The sequence below is a fragment of the Streptomyces sp. NPDC004111 genome, from assembly GCF_042874215.1.
In the GTDB taxonomy this organism is placed as follows: Bacteria; Actinomycetota; Actinomycetes; order Streptomycetales; family Streptomycetaceae; genus Streptomyces.
Genome location: NZ_JBIAMU010000001.1, coordinates 620,443 through 635,058 on the forward strand (window position 1 = coordinate 620,443; position 14,616 = coordinate 635,058).

Genomic DNA, 14,616 nt, shown 5'->3' on the forward strand with positions numbered 1-14,616 from the left:
TCAGTACTCCACGTTCTGGCTGCGGCGGCGGATCACGGTGACCTCGTCGCGCTGGTTGCCGGTCGGGCCGAGGTAGTTGAAGGCCCAGGTCAGCTGGGCGTAGCCGCCGACGAGGTGGGTGGGCTTGAGCATCACGCGGGTGAGCGAGTTGTGGATGCCGCCGCGCCTGCCGGTCTTCTCGGTGCGGGGGACGCCGACGGTGCGCTCCTGGGCGTGGTTCATGTAGACGGTGCCGGCCGGCATCTTGTGGGAGACGATCGCGCGGGCGGTGATGACGCCGTTGCGGTTGACCGCCTCGATCCAGTCGTTGTCGGCGACGCCGATGGCTTCGGCGTCCTGCGGGGACATCCACACCGTCTGGCCGCCCCGGCCGAGCGACATCATGTACTGGTTGTCCTGGTACATGGAGTGGATGGCCCACTTGTTGTGCGGGGTGAGGTAGCGGACGGCGACCGTCTTCTCCTCGACCCGGCCGAGTTCGGGCTCCCCGTACAGCCGGTGCATGTTGAGCGGGGGCTTGTAGACGGGGAGTGCCTCGCCCACCTCGTGCAGCCAGTCGTGGTCGATGAAGAAGTGCTGACGGCCTGTCAAAGTGTGCCAGGGCTTCAGGTGTTCGGTGTTGACGGTGAACGCGGTGTAGCGCCGTCCGCCGGACTCGCTGCCGGACCACTCGGGCGAGGTGATCACCGGGACGGGGCGGGCCTGGGTGTCGGCGAAGGTGACCCGCTTGCCCTCGGCCTCGGCGGCCAGGTGGGCCATCTCGGTGCCGACCTTCTTCTCCAGGGTCGTGAAGCCCTGGGTGGCGAGGCGGCCGTTGGAGGTGCCGGAGAGGGAGAGGATCGCCTCGCAGGCGCGCTGCGCGGTGTCCAGCCGGGGGCGGCCGTCGGCGATTCCGCCGCGCACGGTGCCGTTCTTGGCGCCCAGGTAGTCGACCTCCTCCCCGACGTCGAAGGTGATGGCCTTGGTGGTGACGCCGAGCGTGTCGACCAGCGGGCCGAGGGCGGCGAACTTGTCCCCGACCGCGCCGTAGTCGCGTTCCACGACGGCCAGGTTGTACATGGTGCGCCCGGGTATCGGCTCGCACTCGCCCTTCGACCAGTCCAGGGCGACACCGCCGGGCTGGGCCATCTCGCCGCCGGGGGTGTCGTGCTGGAGGGCGGTGGCCACCAGGTCCTTGCGCACCCCGAGGTGTTCGGCGGCCAGTTCGCCGAAGCGGCGGGCCAGGGCGTGGAAGGCGTCGTAGTCGGAACGGGCCTGCCAGGGCGGGTCGACGGCCGGGGTGAAGGCGTGCAGGAAGGGATGCATGTCCGTGGAGGACAGGTCGTGCTTCTCGTACCAGGTGGCGGCCGGGAGGACAATGTCGGCGAGCAGGGTGGTGGACGTCATCCGGAAGTCCATGGCCATCAAGAGGTCGAGCTTGCCCTCGACGTCCTCCTCCTGCCAGGTCACGTCGCGGGGTGCGCAACGCGAGCCGTCGTCGGGGAGGTTGTGGTGGGTGCCCAGGAGGTGCTTGAGGAAGTACTCGTTGCCCTTGGAGCTGGAGCCGAGCAGGTTGGCCCGCCAGACGTTGAGCACGCGCGGCCAGTTGGCGGGTGCGTCGGGGTCCTCGCCCGCGAAGCCCAGGGTGCCCGCCTTCAGCTCCTCGACGGCCGCCCGGACCGGGTCCTCGGCCGCGCCGAGCTCCAGGGGGTTGCGGTCGAAGGTGGGGTACGAGGGCATCCAGCCCATCCGGGCGGACGCGGCCAGGCAGTCCGCACCCGACATGCCCGCGAAGGCGCCCTCCGCGAGGGGCGAGGCGAGGGCCTCGGCCGGCAGGGTGTCGTACCGCCACTGGTCGGTGTGCAGGTAGAACCAGCCCGCGCCGATCATGTGGCGCGGCGGTCTGGCCCAGTCGGAGGCACTGGCGAGGGTGGCCCAGCCGGTGACCGGGCGGCACTTCTCCTGGCCGACGTAGTGGCCCCAGCCGCCGCCGTTGCGGCCCTGGCAGCCGGTGAGGGTGAGCAGGGCGAGGAAGGCGCGGTAGATGGTCTCGGAGTGGAACCAGTGGTTGGTGCCCGCGCCCATCAGGATCATGCAGCGGCCCCGGGACTTCTCGGCGGTCTCGCCGAACTCCCGTGCCACGCGCGCCGCCTGGGCCGCCGGGACCGAGGTCAGGGTCTCCTGCCAGGCGGGGGTGCCGGGCTGCGAGGCGTCGTCGTACGAGGTGGGCCACTCGCCCGGCAGTCCCTCGCGGCCGACCCCGTACTGGGCGAGCATCAGGTCGTACACGGTGGTGACCAGCCGGTCGCCGATCCGGCGGACGGGGACGCCGCGCCGTACGGTGCCGGGCCGGTCCTCCTCGAAGCGGGGCAGCACGATCTCCGCCGCGCCCTCGCCGTACAGGGACAGCCGCGGAACCGTGTCGCCGAGGTCGAGGTGCCACTCGGGCGTCTCGTTCCTGCCCCAGCGGTGGCCGAGGGTGCCGTGCGGGACGACGGGCTCACCGGTGGTGTCGTCGACCAGGACGGTTTTCCACTGGGCGTTCTCGGTGTCCTGCCCGAGGTCGGCCGCATTGAGGAACTTGTGCGGCACCAGGCCCTGTTCCGTTTCGCGCAGGGTGACCAGGAAGGGGAGGTCGGTGTACTGCCGTACGTAATCCCGGAAGAAGGGGGTCTCGCGGTCGACGAAGAATTCCTTGAGGATGACGTGGCCCAGGGAGAGGGCGAGCGCACCGTCCGTTCCGGGGTGCGGGTGCATCCATTCGTCGGCGAATTTGGTGTTGTCCGCGAAGTCCGGGGAAACCGTGACGACCTTCTGCCCCCGGTAACGGGCCTCCGCCATCCAGTGGGCGTCCGGGGTGCGGGTGACGGGGACGTTCGAGCCCCACATCATCAGATACGCGGCGTCCCACCAGTCCCCCGACTCGGGCACGTCCGTCTGGTCGCCGAAGACCTGCGGCGAGGCCACCGGCAGGTCCGCGTACCAGTCGTAGAACGACAGCATCGGCGCGCCGATGAGCGAGTGGAAGCGGGCGCCCGCCGCGTGCGAGGCCATCGACATCGCGGGGATCGGGGAGAACCCGGCGACCCGGTCGGGACCGTGCTCCCCGATGGTGTGCACGTGCGCGGCGGCGGCGATCTCCAGCGCCTCGTCCCAACTCGCCCGCACCAGACCGCCCTTGCCGCGCGCCTGCTGGTAGGTGCGCCGGCGCTTCGGGTCGTGCTGGATGTCCGCCCAGGCCAGGACGGGGTCCCCGAGCCGCTGCTTCGCCTCCCGGTACATCGACAGCAGGGTGCCGCGCACATAGGGGTGGCGCACCCGGGTCGGCGAGTAGCTGTACCAGGAGAAGGAGGCGCCCCGCGGGCAGCCGCGCGGCTCGTACTCGGGCCGGTCGGGGCCCACGGAGGGGTAGTCGGTCGCCTGGGTCTCCCAGGTGATGATCCCGTCCTTGACGAAGACCTTCCAGCGGCACGAGCCCGTGCAGTTCACGCCGTGCGTGGAGTTCACGACCTTGTCGTGGCTCCAGCGGTCCCGGTAGAACGCTTCGGCGTCCCGGCCGCCGGTACGGTGCACCGACCGCAGATCGTCGGACACCTCGGACTTGGTGAAATACCGTCCGGCCTTGAGCAGTGCTTCCGCGGCGCCGCTCTGGTTCTGCCGCAACTTGATCCTCCGGGAAAAGAAAGAACTCCGGGCCGGGACCCACCGGCGGCTCGCCGGTGCATTCCATGGCCGCGTTCCGACCCTATGCCCCCGTTTGCGCGCCCCCCGGGGACTTTGGTCCCGCCGGACAGTGACCTAATTCCACAATCCGGCCCACCGGCTGGTGACAAGGTGGAATTCGACGACAAAGTGTTTGCTGAAAAGGGCTTTTGGCCCTGAAGAAGGCCCGATGGCCCCCGAGGACGGTCGATTTCATGCTCACCTGGGTGCAAGCCCGCTCGGTCGCCGCCACCGCCGGCCCGGCCCTGCTCGCGGAACGCAGGCCGCTGGCCGGCGCCGTGGGACGGGCGCTGGTCGTACCGCTGACCGCGCTCACCGACCTCCCCGCCTTCGACAGTTCCGCGATGGACGGCTGGGCGGTGCGGGGTCCGGGCCCCTGGCGGGTCCGGGGCCGGGTGCTGGCGGGCGGTGTGCCGGGCCCCCTGGCGGCGGGCGAGGCGGTGGCCATCGCCACCGGGGCGCCGGTGCCGGACGGGGCGGAACAGGTGCTGCGCAGCGAGGAGGGGGAGCTGAGCGGGGGCGATCCGGCCGGGGGCGGTGGGGTGGCCGGGAGCGGTGAGCCCGGTGGGTGCGGGCCGCTGCTGGTGTCCCGTACCCCCGTCGGTCCTCCCGGCCGGGACGTCCGGCCGCGCGGCCAGGAGTGCCGGGCCGGGGACCCGCTGCTCCCCGCGGGCACCCTTGTCACCCCCGCCGTCGCGGGACTCGCCGCCGCCTGCGGGTACGACGCCCTCACCGTGACCGCCCTGCCCAGCGCCGACCTGCTGGTGCTCGGCGACGAACTCCTCGACCGGGGCCTGCCGGGGCGCGGCCGGGTGCGCGACGCGCTGGGACCGCTGCTGGTGCCGTGGCTGGAGGCGCTCGGCGTCCGGATCGCCGGTCACCAACGGGTGCCGGACGACCTCGACGCGCTGTGCGCGGCCCTGGCGGGGGCGAGGGGGGACGTGGTGCTCACCACCGGCGGTTCCGCGCGCGGCCCGGTGGACCATGTGCGCCGGGCGCTGGCCGCGCTGGGCGCGCGGATGCTGGTGGACAGCGTGGCCGTACGCCCCGGGCATCCGATGCTGCTGGCGCTGCTGCCGGACGGCAGGCCCGTCGTCGGTCTGCCGGGCAATCCGCTGGCCGCCGTCGCCGCGACCGCGACCCTGGCGGTACCGGTGCTGCGCGGGCTGACGGGTCTGCCGCCGGCCGCCGTCGTCGGGCTTCCCTCGGCGGTACGGATCGCGGGGCGCGCCCCGTCCACCGCGCTGGTGCCGGTGGCCGTACGCAAGGGAGCGGTGCATCCGCTGGACCACCGCGGGCCGGCCATGCTGCGCGGCCTGGCGGCGTGCGACGCGCTGGCCGTCGTACCGCCGGAGGGCGCGGAAGAAGGCACCGTACTGGAACTGCTGGCGAGGCCGGGGGACACGGAGGCCCCGGGCGCGGAACTGGGCCGGACGGTGGCCGAATCCCCGGCCGCCGCTCTCGCCTCCGCTGCGAATCCGAATCCAGCTGCGACTTCGGCTCCGGCTCCGGCTCCGGCTCCGGTGCGGAACGCGAAGGACGTGGGGGCAGCGGTATGACCGACCGCGCCGCCGGGCCCCCGAAGCGCACCGCACCCGCCGGGCCCGCCCGGCGCGAGCCCGTAAAGCCCGCCCGGCGCAAGCCCGTCAAGTGGCTGCCCGATCAGCACGGGGCCTGGGCCATGCTCGCCGTGCCCTTCGCCGCGGGCACCTTCCTCGGCTCGCCCACCTGGCTGCATCTGCCGCTGTTCGGCGCCTGGTTGCTCGCGTACGTCACGGCCTTCCACCTCCAGCAGTACGTACGGCTGCGCAGGCTGTCGCGCAATCCGCGGGCGGCGGGGCGGCACGTGCGCCCGCTGCTGACGTTCGGGGCGGCGCTGGCGGTCCTCGGGGCGCCGTTGCTGGTGGTGCGGCCGTGGCTGCTGGTGGCGGTGGCCGCAGCGCTGCCGTTCTTCGCGGTGAACACCCTGTACGCGTGGCGCAACAACGAACGGGCCCTGGTCAACGGGCTGGTGGCGGTGGTGCCCGCGTGCGCCGTGCTGCTGGTGGCCCTGCGGCTGGGCGGCGGGACCCTCACCGACGGGCTGGAGCCCGCCGCCGCCTGTCTCCTCTGCTTCTCCGGCACGGTCCTCCATGTGAAGACCATGATCCGGGAGCGCCGCAACCCGCGTTACCTGTACGGCTCGGTGGCGTACCACGGCGCCGCGCTGGTCGGCGGGGTGCTGCTGAGCCCGTGGTACGCGGCCCTGTTCGCCCTCTGCCTGGGCCGGGCGGTGCTGCTGCCGGGCCGGGAGGTGCGGGTGCGGACGGTGGGGCTGATCGAGCTGGGCTGCTCGGTCGCACTGCTGGTCACCGTGCTGGCCGCGGGAGTGTGACGGTACGGGCGGCCCGGACGCGCTCCGCCAGGGTGCCGTGCGTCACCGGGATGTCCGGCTGCGCCGTGCCGCGCGCCCGTACCCGTACCTCGTAGTGCCCGTGGGCGGTCGCCACCACGTCCACCCGGTCGCCGTGCGGATGTCCGCAGCGCCTCGCGCAGCCGGACCAGTGCACCGGCAGCCCGCGGGCCCCGGCCCCGGTCCCGGTCGCGGGGACGGCGTCCGCGCGGACGTCGGCGTGGGCCCGTACACAGCCGGGCAGTCCGGTGCAGGCGCTCACGCCCGCCCAGGGCGACGCCGGGTCGGTGAGGAGTCCCGCCTCGCGCAGTACCTCCCGCCGCACCGGCAGCGCCGCCGGGGCGAAGCCGGGCACGACGAATCCGCGCCACGGTGTGACCCGCACCCATCCCCGGGGGCCGCGCAGCAGGCGCAGTTGGGCGGCGGTGAGCCGGCCGAGGCGGGGTGCCACGTTCAGTGCGTACGTGCCGTCGGCCGCCGGGTGCGCGCCGAGGGGCAGGGGCGCGGTCCGCCTCTCGGGCAGGGCGGCGGGAAGCCACGGCACGGCGGCCGTGTCGAGGGCGGCGGTGAGCCGGACGGGGTGGTCCGCGGGGAGTTCGGACACGCGCCAGGCGCCGGTGCCCGTCGCGTCCCGGGCGTCGAGGAAGGCCTCGGCGGCGGCGACCGCGGCCCTCGCCGCGTACTCGCCGGCTATCCGTACGGTCTCGTCGCCGACCTTGAGCCGGGTGGCGGCGGCCTCGCCGCCGTGGCCCATCAGCGTGATGTCGCCGCCGAGTCCGGTGACGTCCCCGCGTCCGTCGTCGAGCACGAAGAGGAACCGGCCGGACAGTTCGGCGGTCCTGGGGCGCTCGCGCAGCAGGGCGTCCAGTTCCCGCACCCGCGCGCCGAGGCCCGTGCCGCTGGGGGTGTCGAGGCCGGCCAGTGGCGAGGCGACGATGTTGCGCATGCGTTCGTGCGGGGCGGACGGGAGCAGTCCGGCCTCCTTGAGCAGCCATCGGAGCTGCGGCGTCCGGTGGGCGCCGATGCCGCGCAGTTCCAGGTTGCCGCGCGAGGTGACGCTCAGCCGTCCGTCGGCGAACCGTTCCGCGGCGGCGGCCAGCGCGGAGAGCTGATCGTTCGTCAGGAAGCCGCCGGGCACGCGGAGCCGGACGAGTTCGCCGTCCGCGGCCGAGTGCGCGCGCAGCACGCCAGGACAGGCGTCGCCGCCCGCTCCGCGTACCGGGGTGAGGGGCGCGGGAACGGCGCCATCGCTGTGTGAGTACATGCCTTTGAATCTACCCATTCAATGACAAGCAGCGTTTCAGGACTTAAGTCACGAGATCTATGGACTTTACGCGTGAATACCGCTTTAACCCGCCCACATATGATCCATTTACTTTCTACGGGTTTGGCGGCACTCGTGCTCCGCGGGTGTGCGACGTGCCCACGCCGACGGGATTCCCGCATGGAACTGTGGAAGATCATTCTTGAAGCGGCGATCGTGCTGGTGGCCATCGCGCTCGGTGTCCGCACCGGTGGCATCGGACTGGGTCTGTGGGGCGTGTTCGGCACCGGACTCCTGGTCTTCGGCTTCGGCCTCGCGCCCGGCTCCCCACCGGTCGCCGCGTTCTTCATCATCATCGCGGTCATCTCGGCGTCGGCCGCCATGCAGTCCGCCCGCGGCATCGACCACCTCGTGCGGATCGCCTCACGGATCATCAGACGGCGGCCCGAACGCATCACGTACGTGGCACCGTTCGTCACCTTCGTCTTCACCGTGGGCTCCGGCACGTCCAACATCTTCTTCGCCCTGATGCCGGTCATCTACGAGACGTCCCACCGCAGCGGCGTACGTCCCGAACGGCCGCTGACCGCCTCCACGGTGGCGTCCGGTCTCGGCATCACGGCCTCCCCGGTGTCCGCCGCGATGGCCGCGTACCTGACCCTGCTGCCCGCCGACTTCACCCTGGCCAAGATCCTCGCGATCACCGTGCCGTCCGCGATCGTCGCTATCCTCGCGGTCTCCGTCGTCCAGTCCCGGGTCGGCAAGGACCTCGCGGACGACCCCGAGTTCGCCCGCCGGGTGGCCGAGGGAGTGGTCGAGCCCGTCCCCGCGCGGACGGACGCGGGCACCGGACCCGGCGAGGAGTCCGACCTGCCGGCCGGGGCCGCCCGCAGCGCCTGGCTGTTCCTGGCCGGTGTGGCCGTGGTGGTGCTGCTGGGCCTGTTCGAGGGGCTGCGGCCGGTCGTGACGGTCGGCGACAAGTCCGGCCCCCTGGACATGTCCACGGTGATCCAGATCGTCATGTTCACCGTCGCACTGCTGATCATCCTGACCAACAGGCTGGATCCGGCCGACGTCATCAGGCAGCCGCTGATGACCGCGGGACTGGTGGCCGCCATCGCGCTGTTCGGCATCGCCTGGATGGCCGACACCTTCATCTCGGGCAACCAGACGACGATCATCGATCCGCTCACCGAGCTGATCAAGGACCACGCCTATCTGGTGGCCGTGGGCTTCTTCCTCGTCGTCGGTCTGACGACGAGCCAGTCCACCGCGACCCGCACCATCGCGCCGATCGGTCTCGCCGCGCTGAGTCCCGCCGTGGTCACCGCCATGTGGACGTCACTGACCGGTGTGTGGCTGTTCCCCGCCAACGGGTCGCAGATCGCCGCCGTGGAGCTGGACAAGACCGGCTCCACCCGGCTTTCGAAGTTTCCGCTCTACCACTCCTTCACCCTCCCCATGCTGGTGTCCTGGGTGGTCTCGGTCGGTGTCGGCCTCCTGATCGCGACGTTCGTCGCATGAGCCCGCGCACCGGCCCACGGGCATCTCCCACCGGCCCCTCCCGGGCCCCTTCACCGCACTCCGCACACTCCTGCGTCCCCGCAGTCGGAAAGGACCGCGCCATGGACACCACCGCTTCACCGCTCTCCCCCGGCACCCGCGAGGCCGCCGCACGCGTGGCGGGCCTGATGCCCGAACTGACCGAGGAGCTCACCGCCCTGGTCGCGCTGGACTCCGTCGCCTTCCCCGGGTTCCCCGCGGAACCGGTGCTGCGGACCGCGCGGGCCACCGCCGAACTGCTGCGGCGCAGCGGCGCCACCGACGCCCGGCTGCTCGACATCCCGGACGGCTACCCGGCCGTGTACGCGGAGGTGCCCGGTCCGCCCGGGGCGCCGACCGTCCTGCTGTACGCGCACTACGACGTCCAGCCCGCTCCCGAGGAACAGGAGTGGGAGACCGACCCGTGGACCGCGACGACGGGTGCCGACGGGCGGCTGTACGGCCGGGGCGCGGCCGACGACAAGAGCGGCGTCGTCGCGCACGCCGCGACCCTGCGGGCGTACGAGGGCAGGCCCCCGGTCACCCTCAGGATCCTGATCGAGGGCGAGGAGGAGACCGTCAGCCACCTCGGCCCCTATGTCACCGCCCACCCCGAACTGTTCGCCTGCGACGCCTTCGTGATCGCCGACATGGGCAACATCCGCACCGGGGAGCCCGCGCTGACGACGACGCTGCGCGGCACCGCGGTGTGCGACCTCAGGGTGACGACCCTGCGCGCCCCGGTGCACTCCGGGGTCTTCGGCGGCCCGGTGCCGGACGCGTTCGTCGCCCTCAGCCGCATCGTGGCCTCCCTGCACGACGACGCGGGCAATGTGGCGGTGCCCGGACTGCACGGGGCCGACTGGCCGGGGGCGGACATGGAGGCGGGCGAACTGCGGGCCGCTTCGGGGCTGGTCGAGGGGGTCGAGGTGATCGGCTCCGGGTCGGTCGCCTCCCACCTGTGGTCCCGCCCCTCGGTGAGCGTGCTCGGCGTGGACGTCCCGCCGCGCGACGGCGCCCCCAACGTCCTGCACGCCTCGGCCGCCGCCCGGATCTCCCTGCGGGTGCCGCCCGGCGCGGACGCGGCACACGAACTGGGCCTCCTCATGGAGCATTTGCACGCGGTCGCGCCGTGGGGCGTACGGGTGGAGACCGAGGCGGTCAAGGCAGGCTCCCCCTTCCGCGCCGATACCGAACACCCGGCGCTCGCCGCCGCGCAGCAGGCCCTGAGCACGGCGTTCGACCGCCCCGCGGGCCGGATCGGCAGTGGTGGCGCCATCGGCCTGGTGGCCACGCTGCACTCCGTGGCACCGGGTGCGGGCGTGATCCTGTGGGGCGCCGAGGACATGGCGGGCGCACGCATCCACGCGGGCAACGAGAGCGTGGACCTGGACGAACTGCGGCGGATCATCGAGGCACAGACCCTGTTCCTCGGCCTGTTCGCGGCAGGGGCGGACGGGGCGGGGTCGAGGGACGGGGGCTGACGGGGCGGACCGGGGCGGGGTCGGCGGACGGGGGCTGACGGGGCGGACCGGGGCCGGGTCGGCTGGGGCTGACCCTTCCGGTTGCCGTTACCGCGCGGGCACGAGCCCCTCGCCGTCCCGGTCGCCGCGCGACCCCTGGCTGGAATCGCCACGCGGATCCGTACGTGAGCCGGCCCGGGGGTCCGTACGCGAACCGGCCCGGGGGTCCGTACGCAAGCCGGCACGCGAGTCGGCCCGCGACCCGGGACGCGACTCAGTGCGTGAGCCGGTGCGCGACTCCGCACTCGAATCCGTACGCGATTCCGCACGCGGACGGACGCGGGCAGCCGCCGGGAACGCACCCGCCCGGCCCTCCCGTACGACCACGACCGTGCACGGGGCGTGTGCCACGACGTCCCGGCTCACCGAGCCGAACAGCATCCGCTTGGCTCCCACGTAGCCGCGCGTACCGACCACCAGGAGTTCCGCGTTCTCCGCCGCCAGGGCGAGCGCCTGTGGCACCGCACCCTGCACCACTTTGCACTGGATCTGGACCGGCGGGTGCTCGCCGACGGCGTCGGCGACGCTCTCCCGCAGCCGCAGTTCGGTCAGCTCCTCCAGGGTGAGCATGTCCCGCCGGCCACCGCGTCGCGCACCGGAGCCCCGCCCGCCGGCAGCCCGCTTCTCGGCGGCGAACCTCGCCCCGAACGGGCTCCACGCCCAGGTCCAGCACATCACCGCACGCACCCGGCCGCTGCGGGCCGCCGCCTCGGCGACCGCCCACCGCAGCGCCGCCCCGGACCTGCGCGAGCCGTCCACACCCACCACGATCAGCGGCGGGCCCACGGGAGGAACCGCGTCCGACGTCCGCGCGTGAGCCGCGCTCGTGCGAGCCGATCCCGTTCGAGCCGTGCTCGTGCGAGCCGTGTTCGTGTACGTCATGTTCACCGGACTCCTCCCACGGGCCGAGGCCCTTGTCTGCGTACGTCCGTCCGAGCCCGCTCAGCCCAGCGGGCTCGCGGGCTGCGGCGGTACCACGGCGACGGGGCAGTGCGCGTGCTGGAGCACCGCGTTGGCCGCCGAGCCGAGGAACGTGTCGGCGCTGAGGCGCCGCCGGTGCCGACCCACCACCAGCAGCCCGGCCGTCTGCGAGGCGACGACGAGCCGGCCGGCCGCGTCGGACGCGGCGACCACCTGCTGGACCTGCACCTCCTCGTACCGCTGCACGAAGGGCCGCAGGCGGTGGCTCTGGGTCTCCCGCAGGTCGGCCTCGATCTCGGGCCGGCCCGTGGCGCCCGCGCCCTCGATGTCACCGCCCATCAGCGCGAGCGTGGACAACGGGACGGGGTACGTGGTGATGACCTGGAGCGGCGCCCCGCGCCGCTTCGCCTCCTCGAAGGCGAACTCCACGACGACGTCGCTGGTCTCCTCCAGCGAGAACCCCAGCACCACCGGCGCGGGCCCGTCCGCCTTCGCCGCTTCGGCCTCCTCGGTGCGGGCCGCGTGCGGTACGACGACGACCGGACAGGCCGCCCGCGCGGTGCACGCACGGCTGACGGAACCGAGCAGCAGACTCGCGAAGCCGCCGCGCCCGCGCGAACCGAGCACGAGGAGCTGTCCGCGTTCGCTGAGCGCCACCAGCCCGGAGCCGGGGCTTCCGTCGACCGTCTCGTAACGCACCGGCGGCAGTTCGGCGCTGTCCTCCCGGGCCTCGATCTGCTCCTGGACGTGGGTCAGGAGCGGTACCGAGTCGACCGGCGGCAGGATCGGCACGGAGCCGGCCATCGGCAGTGCCTTGGTGTGGTCGGTCCTGATGTGGGCGACGAGCAGCTCCGTACCGCGGCTGCGCGCGGCTGCCAGCGCCCATTCGAGGGCCCGGAGGCTGTGGTCGGATCCGTCGACTGCGGTGATGACCGGGAGGTTGTCCATACCTCCATCCTGGGGTGATCAAGGCGTTCAGGGCAGGGACGAAAGTCCCTTGTGTCCCGATTTCCCGAAGCGAACCGCACCCGGAACGGCGCCCCCGCACGCTCCCGCGCTCCCACCCGGGTCACTCGCGTCCCGCCGGCCCCACCCGCCTCCGCCACCCGCACCCGGCGCGCCCGCCGGGCTCTGCCATCATGCACCCGTAGCCCGCCTTCGCCGCCCCAGCAGCCAGCAGCCAGCAGCCAGCAGCCAGCAAGGAGCTATCTCGTGCGTGACATCGCCGTGTTCAGCGGGAGTGCCCATCCGGAGCTCGCGGAGGAGGTGTGTGCGCACCTGGGGGTGCCGTTGAGCCCGGTACGGATCGACCGGTTCGCCAACGACTGTCTGGAGGCCCAGCTCCAGGCCAACTGCCGGGAGCGCGACGTCTTCCTGATCCAGCCTCTGGTGGCCCCGGTCCAGGAGAACCTGTTCGAACTCCTGCTGATGTGCGACGCGGCGCGCGGCGCGTCCGCCGGGCGGATCACGGTGGTGTTGCCGCACTACGCGTACGCCCGGTCGGACAAGAAGGACGCGCCGCGGATCTCGATCGGCGGCCGCCTGGTCGCCGACCTGCTGGCGACGTCGGGGGCGGGCCGGGTGCTGGCGATGACGCTGCACTCGCCGCAGGTCCACGGGTTCTTCTCGGTACCGGTCGACCACCTGCACGCGCTGCGCGAACTCGCGGAGCACTTCCGCGGGTGCGACCTGTCGCGGACCACGGTGGTCTCCCCCGACCTCGGCAACGCCAAGGAGGCCGCGGCGTTCGCGCGACTGCTGGGCGTACAGGTGGCGGCCGGGGCGAAGCAGCGTTTCGCGGACGACAAGGTCAAGATCAGTTCGGTGATCGGCGAAGTCGCGGACCGGGACGTCATCGTCCTGGACGACGAGATCGCGAAGGGCAGTACGGTCATCGAACTCCTGCAGAGGCTTCGGGAGTTGGGGGTCCGCAGCGTGCGCGTGGCGTGCACGCACGGCCTGTTCGCGGCGGGTGCGCTGAAGCGGCTGTCCGAGCAGCCGGACGTACTGGAGATCGTCTGCACCAACACGGTGCCGGTGCCCATGGCCGAACGCACCGACAAGCTCCGCGTCCTGTCGATCGCGCCGGCCCTGGCGGAGGCGGTGCGCCGCATCCACAACGGCGAGTCGGTCAGCGCCCTGTTCGACCCGTCGTAGAACCCGGGGGCCGGACGCAGCCTTCCCCCACCCACACCCCCGAACAAACCCCAACAAACAGCCCCCTGCCTCCCTCATCCCTCCCCGGCCTTGAGTCTCCAGTAACTGGAGACCCGATGCTGGGGCGCATGAACGGCAACGACACCTCCCTGTGCTCGATCGGCGACCTGTCCCGGCTCACCGGGCTCCCGGTCAGGACCATCCGCTTCTACTCCGACTCCGGCATCGTCACCCCGGCGGTACGGAGCCCGGCCGGGTACCGGCGCTACGGCAAGGACGCCGTGGTCCGGCTGGGTCTCGTGCGGACCCTGCGCGAACTGGGCATCGACCTCCCGGCCATCCGCAAGGTCATGGACCGGGAGGTCGCACTGCCCGAGGTCGCCGCGGTGCACGCCGAGGCGCTCGACGTACAGATCCACCATCTGCGTCTGCGCCGGGCGCTGCTCACGGTGGTCGCCGAGCGCGGCTCCACACCGGAGGAGCTGGACCTGATGTTCCGGCTCGCCCAGCTGTCCGAGGAGGAACGCACCCGGCTGATCGGCGACTTCCTCGACTCGGTCTTCGACGGACTGCGGTCGCACCCCGCGTTCTCCGCGGTCACCCGCTCGATGACCCCCGAACTCCCCGACCACCCCGAACCCGAGCAGTTGACGGCCTGGGTGGAGCTGGCCCAGCTCTGCCAGGACCCGGAATTCCGCGACTCCATGCGCGGCATGGCCGAGAACCTGGCCACCGACCGGATCACCGAGACCGCCACCGGCATCCCGCTCGTCCTCGCCGCGGCCGTACGCTCCCTGGTCGAGCCCGCCCTGGCCGACGGCATCGCACCGGCCTCGCCCGAGGCCGCGCCGGTGATCGCCCTGCTCACGGCCCACTACGCGAAGATCACCGGCGCCCCGGACGACCCCGCCCTCCGCGTCCGCCTGGCCGCCCACCTGGAATCCATGAACGACCCCCGCAGGGACCACTACCTGCACCTGCTCGCCCTCATCAACGGCTGGCCGCCCCCGGACACCATGGCCCCGGTCCTCGACTGGGCGGTACGGGCACTGCGGGCGGAGGGACGGTGAAAGCCCCCGGCCGAAGCGCCGGACCGGCTGCCTCTCCCCGGCCAA

At 72.7% G+C, this 14,616-nt stretch carries 10 protein-coding genes; 6 read left to right on the top strand and 4 right to left on the bottom strand.

Annotation, left to right across the window (positions count from 1 at the left end; translation table 11 throughout):
* Nucleotides 1-3,642: a nitrate reductase subunit alpha gene (locus ACFYVL_RS02765; protein WP_389240950.1), complete on the bottom strand. Its 3,642-nt coding sequence runs from the start codon at nucleotides 3,640-3,642 to the stop codon at nucleotides 1-3.
* A 254-nt stretch (nucleotides 3,643-3,896) separates the two neighbouring features.
* Here ACFYVL_RS02765 and ACFYVL_RS02770 point away from each other — a divergent pair, with 254 nt between their 5' ends.
* Both ACFYVL_RS02770 and ACFYVL_RS02775 read left to right on the top strand, forming a co-directional pair.
* Nucleotides 3,897-5,261 (top strand): molybdopterin molybdotransferase MoeA, encoded by a 1,365-nt coding sequence (locus ACFYVL_RS02770; RefSeq protein ID WP_389240951.1) that lies wholly within the window; start codon nucleotides 3,897-3,899, stop codon nucleotides 5,259-5,261.
* Nucleotides 5,258-6,076, top strand: coding sequence for a YwiC-like family protein (locus ACFYVL_RS02775; RefSeq protein ID WP_389240952.1), 819 nt, complete (start codon nucleotides 5,258-5,260; stop codon nucleotides 6,074-6,076). The genes ACFYVL_RS02770 and ACFYVL_RS02775 overlap by 4 nt, the downstream gene beginning before the upstream one ends.
* Here ACFYVL_RS02775 and cobG read toward each other — a convergent pair.
* Entirely contained in the window at nucleotides 6,051-7,358 is a 1,308-nt protein-coding gene (gene cobG / locus ACFYVL_RS02780) for a precorrin-3B synthase (RefSeq protein ID WP_389240953.1), read from the bottom strand. The two genes, ACFYVL_RS02775 and cobG, sit on opposite strands and share 26 nt — an antisense overlap.
* 180 nt (nucleotides 7,359-7,538) lie before the next feature.
* Here cobG and ACFYVL_RS02785 point away from each other — a divergent pair, with 180 nt between their 5' ends.
* Both ACFYVL_RS02785 and ACFYVL_RS02790 read left to right on the top strand, forming a co-directional pair.
* A complete protein-coding gene (locus ACFYVL_RS02785) occupies nucleotides 7,539-8,882 on the top strand; it encodes an anaerobic C4-dicarboxylate transporter family protein (RefSeq protein WP_389240954.1) in 1,344 nt (447 codons plus the stop codon).
* A gap of 101 nt (nucleotides 8,883-8,983) precedes the next feature.
* On the top strand, nucleotides 8,984-10,384 hold the full coding sequence (locus ACFYVL_RS02790) for a M20/M25/M40 family metallo-hydrolase (protein WP_389240955.1): 1,401 nt from the start codon (nucleotides 8,984-8,986) through the stop codon (nucleotides 10,382-10,384).
* A gap of 87 nt (nucleotides 10,385-10,471) precedes the next feature.
* On the opposite strand, the gene ACFYVL_RS02795 is transcribed toward ACFYVL_RS02790, so the two are convergent.
* Nucleotides 10,472-11,209: a universal stress protein gene (locus tag ACFYVL_RS02795; RefSeq protein ID WP_389240956.1), complete on the bottom strand. Its 738-nt coding sequence runs from the start codon at nucleotides 11,207-11,209 to the stop codon at nucleotides 10,472-10,474.
* A 156-nt stretch (nucleotides 11,210-11,365) separates the two neighbouring features.
* A complete protein-coding gene (locus tag ACFYVL_RS02800; protein WP_389240957.1) occupies nucleotides 11,366-12,292 on the bottom strand; it encodes a universal stress protein in 927 nt (308 codons plus the stop codon).
* A gap of 264 nt (nucleotides 12,293-12,556) precedes the next feature.
* Between ACFYVL_RS02800 and ACFYVL_RS02805 the strand changes: the two genes are divergently transcribed.
* Complete coding sequence (locus tag ACFYVL_RS02805; protein WP_389240958.1) at nucleotides 12,557-13,501, top strand: ribose-phosphate diphosphokinase; 945 nt, start codon at nucleotides 12,557-12,559, stop codon at nucleotides 13,499-13,501.
* Between the two features lie 128 nt (nucleotides 13,502-13,629).
* Nucleotides 13,630-14,571 (top strand): MerR family transcriptional regulator, encoded by a 942-nt coding sequence (locus ACFYVL_RS02810; RefSeq protein ID WP_389240959.1) that lies wholly within the window; start codon nucleotides 13,630-13,632, stop codon nucleotides 14,569-14,571.
* Nucleotides 14,572-14,616: the final 45 nt, after the last annotated feature.

What these genes read in the sequence shown, in the direction of transcription:
- ACFYVL_RS02770 (WP_389240951.1), top strand. Translation starts at nt 3,897, where the DNA reads ATGCTCACCTGGGTGCAAGCCCGCTCGGTCGCCGCCACCGCCGGCCCG.
- ACFYVL_RS02800 (WP_389240957.1), bottom strand. Translation starts at nt 12,292, where the DNA reads ATGGACAACCTCCCGGTCATCACCGCAGTCGACGGATCCGACCACAGC.
- ACFYVL_RS02775 (WP_389240952.1), top strand. Translation starts at nt 5,258, where the DNA reads ATGACCGACCGCGCCGCCGGGCCCCCGAAGCGCACCGCACCCGCCGGG.
- ACFYVL_RS02790 (WP_389240955.1), top strand. Translation starts at nt 8,984, where the DNA reads ATGGACACCACCGCTTCACCGCTCTCCCCCGGCACCCGCGAGGCCGCC.
- ACFYVL_RS02785 (WP_389240954.1), top strand. Translation starts at nt 7,539, where the DNA reads ATGGAACTGTGGAAGATCATTCTTGAAGCGGCGATCGTGCTGGTGGCC.
- cobG (WP_389240953.1), bottom strand. Translation starts at nt 7,358, where the DNA reads ATGTACTCACACAGCGATGGCGCCGTTCCCGCGCCCCTCACCCCGGTA.
- ACFYVL_RS02810 (WP_389240959.1), top strand. Translation starts at nt 13,630, where the DNA reads ATGAACGGCAACGACACCTCCCTGTGCTCGATCGGCGACCTGTCCCGG.